8 protein-coding genes are annotated in these 8162 nt (G+C 50.4%); 4 read left to right on the plus strand and 4 right to left on the minus strand.

What is annotated here, in order from left to right; translation table 11 throughout:
• Nucleotides 1–381: 381 nt before the first annotated feature.
• The gene (locus MIB40_RS19005; RefSeq protein WP_249697084.1) at nucleotides 382–1557 is read right to left on the minus strand and encodes a saccharopine dehydrogenase family protein; all 1176 of its coding nucleotides are present in this window, start codon (nucleotides 1555–1557) and stop codon (nucleotides 382–384) included.
• 63 nt (nucleotides 1558–1620) lie between these two features.
• Complete coding sequence (locus tag MIB40_RS19010) at nucleotides 1621–2508, minus strand: SDR family NAD(P)-dependent oxidoreductase (protein WP_249697085.1); 888 nt, start codon at nucleotides 2506–2508, stop codon at nucleotides 1621–1623.
• A gap of 290 nt (nucleotides 2509–2798) precedes the next feature.
• Between MIB40_RS19010 and MIB40_RS19015 the strand changes: the two genes are divergently transcribed.
• Nucleotides 2799–3428, plus strand: a complete 630-nt coding sequence (locus MIB40_RS19015) for a TetR/AcrR family transcriptional regulator (protein ID WP_249697086.1) — start codon at nucleotides 2799–2801, stop codon at nucleotides 3426–3428.
• Here MIB40_RS19015 and MIB40_RS19020 read toward each other — a convergent pair.
• Both MIB40_RS19020 and MIB40_RS19025 read right to left on the minus strand, forming a co-directional pair.
• The gene (locus MIB40_RS19020) at nucleotides 3418–4593 is read right to left on the minus strand and encodes an FAD-binding oxidoreductase (RefSeq protein WP_249697087.1); all 1176 of its coding nucleotides are present in this window, start codon (nucleotides 4591–4593) and stop codon (nucleotides 3418–3420) included. The two genes, MIB40_RS19015 and MIB40_RS19020, sit on opposite strands and share 11 nt — an antisense overlap.
• The gene (locus tag MIB40_RS19025; protein WP_249697088.1) at nucleotides 4586–6109 is read right to left on the minus strand and encodes a phytoene desaturase family protein; all 1524 of its coding nucleotides are present in this window, start codon (nucleotides 6107–6109) and stop codon (nucleotides 4586–4588) included. Before MIB40_RS19025 ends, MIB40_RS19020 begins: the two co-directional genes overlap by 8 nt.
• Before the next feature lie 395 nt (nucleotides 6110–6504).
• On the opposite strand from MIB40_RS19025, the gene MIB40_RS19030 reads away from it, so the two are divergent.
• From MIB40_RS19030 to MIB40_RS19040, 3 genes are all read left to right on the plus strand, one after another.
• The gene (locus MIB40_RS19030) at nucleotides 6505–6846 is read left to right on the plus strand and encodes a hypothetical protein (protein WP_249697089.1); all 342 of its coding nucleotides are present in this window, start codon (nucleotides 6505–6507) and stop codon (nucleotides 6844–6846) included.
• A gap of 125 nt (nucleotides 6847–6971) precedes the next feature.
• Complete coding sequence (locus MIB40_RS19035; protein WP_249697090.1) at nucleotides 6972–7622, plus strand: SGNH/GDSL hydrolase family protein; 651 nt, start codon at nucleotides 6972–6974, stop codon at nucleotides 7620–7622.
• 18 nt (nucleotides 7623–7640) lie between these two features.
• Nucleotides 7641–7934, plus strand: coding sequence for a hypothetical protein (locus MIB40_RS19040; RefSeq protein ID WP_249697091.1), 294 nt, complete (start codon nucleotides 7641–7643; stop codon nucleotides 7932–7934).
• Nucleotides 7935–8162 lie beyond the last annotated feature (228 nt).

The raw sequence follows: 8162 nt of genomic DNA on the forward strand, positions 1-8162 counted from the left end.
GGCACCTCTGATTAATTCAGATGAACTCTGGCTTTCAGGCGAATCCAGAATCGCGGCACGTCTTTGCAGTAAGGTCCAGACCTTTCAAAAAGGCGCAACAAAGAGGCTGGATTCGCCCGAAAGCCCCGTAGGGCGGCCCTGAAAAAGGTTTTTCTCGGTGTTGAAGCCCTTGCCCAGGTCTCGACATGAACGGCGAGCTTCGCCTTGGTAAAAACCATTTTTAGGATCCGCGGAGATCTATCTGAATTAATCAGAAGTGCCCCAGATATACAACAACAATATACTGTATAAATCAACAGTATTTTATTAACCCTGAATAACAAACCTATGAAGCATAGACGAAGGTGCCCGGAACACCTTCGTCAGAACAAAAAGACCGGATCAGGCTTCGACTTTAAAAGTTAATCCCGCATTGGCCTGTAAGCGATCAATCAATAATGACCCCATAGCCGAGGCTGGCGTCCAGATGCCCCCTTCAGCCGCATCCAGGTTTTTCAGCAGGCACACGGTACTCTCCGCAATCATCTTGGAAGTGGAACCGTATCCTGGGTCCTTGTCACCCTGAACGCTCACCGACATTGACTCACCTTTATCGTTACTGCCGGCAAACAAGACATCGTAAAAACCGGTTTCACGCTCTTCCTTGGTAGGGCCTTCACCGGGCTTACGGGGATCATTGGCCATCGACTTGTCTTCGGCCACGGCCTTGGCCATCGCCTCGCCCTTGTCACCCGGACCGGTCAACATCATCTCGTCATAGACAAAGCCTTCACCATATTCATGCCCCAGCAACAGGTTCGAGCGATGAATATTCTTGGTATTGATCGTTGCCATCACAAAAGGCGCAGACCAGCTTCCCAGATCATCGTCATACACGGGAGCCATCCCGGAAGGCTGTTCAGGACCAGCCTTACCCTCGGTTAAGGCGAAGGGGTTCATCAGCACTTCGAGGAGTTCGGGCTTCTTCGCCGCTGCCGCCATGGTCGCCCTGAAGCTGGCCAGGGTACCGCCGGAGAAGGTGCCCTTCATGGCGCGCACTCGGCCCTTAATCCGGGAGACGCTGCTGCCCAGCTTGGCCTTGGCATTCTGTTGCAAGAAGTAGACACCCAGATCGAAGGGCACCGAATCGAAACCACAGGAAAACACGATACGAGCACCACTGGCTTTCGCGGCCTCGCCGTAGGTGCCGATCATCTCGTGCATCCAGGCGGGTTCGCCACAAAGGTCAACATAATCAGTACCCGCCTTGACGCAGGCCCCAACAACATCAGAACCATACAGCTGATAAGGACCGACGGTGGTCAGTAGCACCTGGGTGCGTTCGGCCATCGATTGAATGGAAGCCAGATCACTGGAGTCAGCCACCACCAGGGGAACACCCTCGGGAATACCCATCTCATCCCGTACGCTGATTAGTTTCTCTTCGCTGCGACCAGCCATGGCCCACTTGACGTCACCATTGACACCGTATTGCTTGTTTAAATACTCGCACACCAGACGACCGGTATAACCGGTCGCACCGTATACAATAATGCCTAATTCGCGATCACTGGACATAGCTGAACTCCCGTCGGGTTAGAGGGGTCCACGTAAAAAAACAGCGGACCTTTTTTAGATTTATTATGAAAAACTGACAATCTCTTCATCGAGCACATCGGCCAGCAAGGGACTCGCGGCGGCCCGCTCGAAAGCCGCATCGATCGCCTTGAAACGATTCTGTACCACCACACGGTAATTGGGATGGGTGAAGATATAAAGCTCCTTGCCTTTTACGGCTTCTACTACGCGCTCCCCGACAATTTCAGGGGCCAGACCCTTATCGATCACCTGCTGCATATGGGCCGCCATTGCCTTGCCCGCCGCCGATGATTCATGCTGATCGGCATCGCCCTTATACTGTCCCTGCTTGTTGCGGGTCGACAGGTTGATACGGGTTTTGACAAACGCCGGACAGAGCACCGACACCTGGATATTGTGTGGTTGCAGTTCGGCGTACCAGCTTTCCGACATACCCACGACCGCCACCTTGGTGGCCGTGTAGGCTCCCGCCATGGGTACACCGATCATGCCCGCCATAGACGCCACATTGATCAACCAGCCGCCTTCGCCGTGCTGTTTCATCAAGGGCACCATGGTTTGCGTGCCATAGACAACCCCCATCAGGTTCACATCCAGCACCCAGCTCCAATCCTTGTTGTCGGTCTGCTCAATCGGGCCGGCACTGCCGCCTACACCCGCGTTATTGACCAGCATATGAACCTTGCCAAAACGCTCGATGGTTTGTTCGGCCAGCCCCGACCATTGCTCGAGATCTGCGACATCCATCGTGACAGACAGAACCTTAGCGCCCGATTCACGCAAGCGGTTTTCCGCCTGCACCAACTGCTGCGGGTCTATATCGGCAATCACAATGTTCATACCCTGCTTCGCCATCGCCTGGGCGATACTGAAACCGATACCTTCTGCGCCGCCCGTGATTACGGCGGTCTTTCCTTCAAACATACTCATGGCTTTTTTCCTGGGCTGTAATCTGACATCTGACTGTCCATTGAACCCGTTACCGCGCGCCAACAACAACACCATTCATCAGTATGATTGTTTGCCATAACCGGTGAAGATCAGTCGGGATAACTAATCGTCAAACGATTACGCAAACCCGGCGCATCGCTGATGCTATAGTGCTATCGGTTCTATATACTCGGGGCTTATCAACGGAGTCATTCGGCACTTCAGTTTTGACCCTTTACTGCAGTTTTAGTCGATTATGGCCAATTTTTCCTGACACAGACCTACCGCGAATGAGCAAACCCCACGAACGCTACCACCATGGCGATTTAAAAACCTCTCTGCTCGAGGCCGCCAACCAGATCCTGCATCGCGACGGTGCCGACAGCTTATCGTTGCGCGCGATTGCGGCGGAAGTCGGGGTTTCCCATATGGCCCCCTACTCCCACTTCAAGAACAAAAAAGAGCTGCTGCAGAGCGTTGCCGAGGATGGTTTTAATCAGATGGCTGACGCGATGGAAGCCAACGTCAGTCACCTGGATAAAAACCAGAAGAAAAATGCCGCCGAGTTAATTCTCACCTACGGCGCCACCTATCTTGAGTTTGCTATTCACAACCCCCAACTCTATCGATTGATGCTGGGGCAGGTTGAAACTACCGGGCGAAAAATCAAATCGACCCGCGATGGTACGACGGAAACTCTTACCCCTCGCACCATGCGACCCTTTACATTGCTGCGGGCCGCCTTTGCCCTGGGCAGCAATAATGAGGCCGAAGAAAAAGCCCAGGCATTAGGTGCCTGGTCGATGGTGCATGGTATGGCCGCGCTGATTATCGAAGGGCATATCAAGGTGCCCGGCAATATCAGTATCAAACAATTTCTGGCCGCGGCCGCCCCCCAGTCGGGAATTTTTAAATCATAATCTCCACGTCGGAAGTAGGAAACGCCACGCAGGAATGACACCAGCCATAGTCGGCATCGGTGCTGCGCAATTTGGCTTCATCCGGATTGAATACGCTGCCACTCATCACCTTCACCCGGCACAGACTGCACTCACCCGAACGGCACGCATTCTCGGTGGTGTAACCGTTACGTTCCATGCTGTTCAGCAGCGGCTCATCGACCCGAGCCATAAAACTGCCCTGGTTACGAATCGTGACCCTGACCTGATCGCTGGCAATCAACCCTTCGGGCCAGCCCGCCAAGGTTTCCGGATGTTTCGGCGGGCCATTGCATTCAATACGAACCCGGCGCGGTTTCACCTTTAACGTTTCCAGCTGCTCGGCACAAAAATCATGGAAGCTGGTTGGGCCACAGATATAAAACATTTTGTTGTTCACTGAAGCTTCATTCAGCTTGAGCAGGTTCGACAAAAAGTCAGCGGTCAAATGCCCCGTTAAACCCTGATAGCTTTCTGTAGGACGCGAAATCACTTCCGTTACCGTCAGGAAATCACAACGCTGGTTAAGCTCTTGCAGTTCTTCGCGAAAGATCACATCGTTTTCATAGCTGGAGGCATACACCAGATGAAATTTGTTGGGCATATTTCGTTCGTCAAAGGAGCGAATCATACTCATCGCCGGCGCAATACCGGAACCGCCGGCCAGAAACACCAGGTCTTCACCATGGTGAATCGGGTTATGGTAAAAGGTCCCCATGGGGCCGGTACTTTGCATATAGTCACCGACCTTCACCTCGTCCAGCAGATAATGTGAGACATAACCGCCTTCGACACGTTTGACCGTCAGGTCGTAATGATCACGCACCAGGGGTGCCGATGAAATAGCGTACGGACGAGCGGTTTCCACTCCGGCAATATTCACAAACAAATTAATATACTGCCCCGCCTGAAAAGGCGGCAACGGACCCTGTTCGCAAGCAAAGCGCAGGGTTTTGGTCGACGGCGTATCTTCAATAATTTCAACCACCTTCAACAGCAAACGCTTGGGGTGCAAGGTCGCAATCGTGTTCGCTACGACACCTTTTTGCTCATTAAAATCGGTACCGGTTTTCAGCAGCTCCTGCTGTTGATCCAGCGCCTCCTGATAACCCTTGACGGCGTGCAGTATATTGTTCGAATCAGGCATGGGACACCTCCTGTTGCTGAGCTTGTAGATGTTTGATCGCAGCCTTGGCCGTACTTGCGCCGGCCATGTAGGTGGGCTGGAAGCCACCCATGCCGTTCCAGCAACCGGCCATATAGAGACCACCAATCGCATCGATGCGTTCTCGGAACATCGCGGAATCCTGGGTGTTTTGTTCGAAACCGTAAATCGCGCCACCCGGCGTGTTCAGGTAACGCATCATGGTCAGCGGCGTACCCACTTCGACCTCTTCAATGTTGGCGCGAATGTTGGGGAAAATACGCTCGGCATGGTCGATCAGCTTATCGGCAAAGGCGTACTTGGTCTCGGCATACTGCTCGGGAGGCAGCTCCTGCCAGGGTTGACCGTATTGCAAACACAGCAGCGACAATACGGTTTTGCCTTCGGGGGCAAAACTGGGATCTTCATGGTTATAGCAGGTCAACATGGTGTGCGTCGGATCGGAGATACCCTGCATGGTGTCAAAGGCCACCTCCTCATTGCGATCATCGATGATAAAACTGGAGGCCGCCGTGACACCGATATCTTCCGGGCTGCAATCGAGCCCTAAATAAAGCACAAACGCCGAAGTACCCAGACGACGCGACTTCATATCCTGCGCTGCCTGCTCTGGCGTCGGAATGTCCAGCAGTTCATTAAAGGTGTGAATCGGACTGGTATTGGAGATCACCGCTTTACAGGAGAAACGCTCTCCCGCTTCGGTCACGACCGCAGCCACCTTGCCCGCTTCGGTGATGATTTTTTCCGCGCCGCAGTTAAAGCGTACTTCTCCGCCCGCTTCCAGAAACGACTCCAGCATGGCGCTGGAAATGGCCTGGGAACCTCCCTTGATATGACAGGGTTTAAACGCCGCGTAGGCGTACAGCATCAAGGACAGATCGGAGAAGGGAATATCCTTTGGCGGCATGCCCAGATAACACCAGTAGGCCGCCAGTACCGATTTCAGATCCGCATCATCAAAGAATTCGTCCAGTACGTCCTTGGCCGAACGCAAACCGTATTTGACATAATTGGGGCAGGTTTTCTCCAGCACCGCCTGATCACCGCTTTTTAATGCATTGGGCAGCGACATAAAACTTTCGAACGCCAACACTTCGCAAAGATTCAGGTATTCAAGCAGGCTTTTCTCCTCCGCAGGAAAGCGCTCGCACAATGTGGTTTTCAGAGCCTCCCAATCGGCGGGTAGGGTGACGTCAAACTCCCCTGGCATCACGATGCGGTAGAGCTCTTTCTCATCCACCACGCTCAGCTTGTCCATAATACCCAGATCGCTAAACACCTTACGCATCACGAAAGGCTGCGCTTCGGTGCCCATGCCGCTGAGCTGGTGCAAGGCCACTTCAAATTCAAACTCACCGCGCACAAAAGAGGTCGCACAACCCCCGGGGATATTGTGGCGCTCCAGCAGCAACGTGCGTACCCCGCCGCGCTGCAAGGTGGTCGCGGCCGTGAGCCCCGCATTGCCCGTGCCAATCACTATGGCATCAAAATCGCTCATGGTTTTACCTTGTTGTATTTATAGTTAATGAGTATTTAACAAACTATACAGTGTAAAGATAACCCTAACGATATAGTGCACAGCGAAGGCTTGTCAAGGCAGGCTCAAAGCCATCAAACCCCCAAGATCAAGAGACCCTTCCCTCTGATCAGGGAAACTGGCTTACTAACCAGTTGATATTTATCGATTAATTTAAAGGTACGCAGGGATATAAGGGCCAGACGATAAAGTGCCAGGGCTTGCTATTACGGAAGACGCAATTGAGGGAAGTCTGGTAAAGTTTTGATAATTAGAATATTTCGCCGATGGTAATCGTTTGGTTTTAAGTGTTAGTAAGCCAAAGTGATATAAAGCCTAGGCTCTTGAATAAACTGTTAACCATCTTAGAGGATCGAGTGAAATACATAAGTTTGGATGATGATGAACTAGGTAGTGAAGAATATCTAAGAATTGTGAGTAGCGAGGAGAAACATTGGAAGTCAATTGAAGATTTCTATCTATCAACTTTTGATTCATACCCATTTATTGATCGGGGTGACCTTTCCACCTTCAATAGTGAAATCGCTAACAAGGCTCAATATGTATCTCGTCTAAGTGGATTTTTACTAGAGCACCATGAAATTACGCTTATAGGTGACGAACTATTGATCACATTGTGTGATGACTGGAACGAGCAAGATTATATAATAGCTATTGGTCCCTTATATATTCGATACTACTGGGAAACAGGTGCATAATGGTTAACAAGGCCAGAAAATCTGACCTCCGTAAGCTGTCTTCTTTTTTGCAAAAAACCGCAAAAGAGCAGCCATCTCACTCCGGCAGTTTCTGGCGGCATTAGAAGACGGAATTACTCAGAGTTATGGATGAAATATTAATCTACTCAGACAGTCTCACTTGGGGAATAATCCCAAGTACGCGTAAACGTTTTCCATATAACAAAAGGTGGCCGGGCGTATTTGACCGTACGCTAAAAGAGCTTGGTATAAATGTCCGAGTAATAGAAAACTGTCTCAATGGCCGCAGAACAGTATGGTCAGATCCTTTTAAATCTGGTCGCGATGGCTCTGAGCATTTGGCTCAAACTATTGAAATGCATTCGCCATTAAAGCTTGTCATTATCCTGCTCGGCTCAAATGACTTTCAGTGCACTCATAACAATAACGCATGGTTGTCAGCACAAGGCATGGTCAAGCTAATTAATACTATACGTAACGCGCCAATTGAACCAGATATGCCAGTTCCCCAAATTATGGTTGTGGCTCCGCCCAAAATAATTAAACCTAAAGGTGCTATAGCTAATAAGTTTGCAAACGCAGAGAAACGAGGCCTTGGCCTGGCTCATGAACTAGAAGTCGTGGCTAAAGAACATTCGGTGTTCTATTTCGACTCAAACACCGTTACTTCGGCAAGTGAAATAGATGGAATTCACTTAGATGCGGCTCAGCATCAAGTTTTAGGTGGGGCTATAGCGCATGAAGTTAAACAACGAATCTTCTACAAGCCATCATAGGGGCATTAGGTGTAAAGAATGTCAGCGTATCATCACAAAGGAAAACTCGTTTCTATAGATGGTGAGTGGGCGACTTACGAGTATTACCCTGATTACCTATCTTACGAGTCGGCAGTTGGTTTATTTAAAGTTAAACCATCGAGCCTTGTGGGCGAGCAAGAGCGAGAATATGAAATTTTGGCTAAGGCTGGTGATGTAAAGCTTTTTAGTAACCGTCCGGAAGAACATGTTGTTTTAGCGCTTCTTTCCAAAATACGTAAAAGCGCTGAGAATGGCGAGCTCTTTCCGGAAGAGGTTTATCACATTGCGTAACTCACCTAACACCTATACGACCGGGCCTTGTAAAGAAACAAAAAGCCCCTAAAACAGTACTTGCTCAGTGCTGTTGTTTATTAGAAACACCTTTCTTCACTGCTTGCGATAATTTCATGGTGGGCTGGCCTTTGGGAGGCTGTACCAAACACCTATCGAGAGTCTGCCTGTTCAATGTATTACTGAGCAGGTGTTTTGATTCATCAAAACGCTACTAGAAATGTATCG

The organism is Aestuariirhabdus haliotis (genome assembly GCF_023509475.1).
In the GTDB taxonomy this organism is placed as follows: domain Bacteria; phylum Pseudomonadota; class Gammaproteobacteria; order Pseudomonadales; family Aestuariirhabdaceae; genus Aestuariirhabdus; species Aestuariirhabdus haliotis.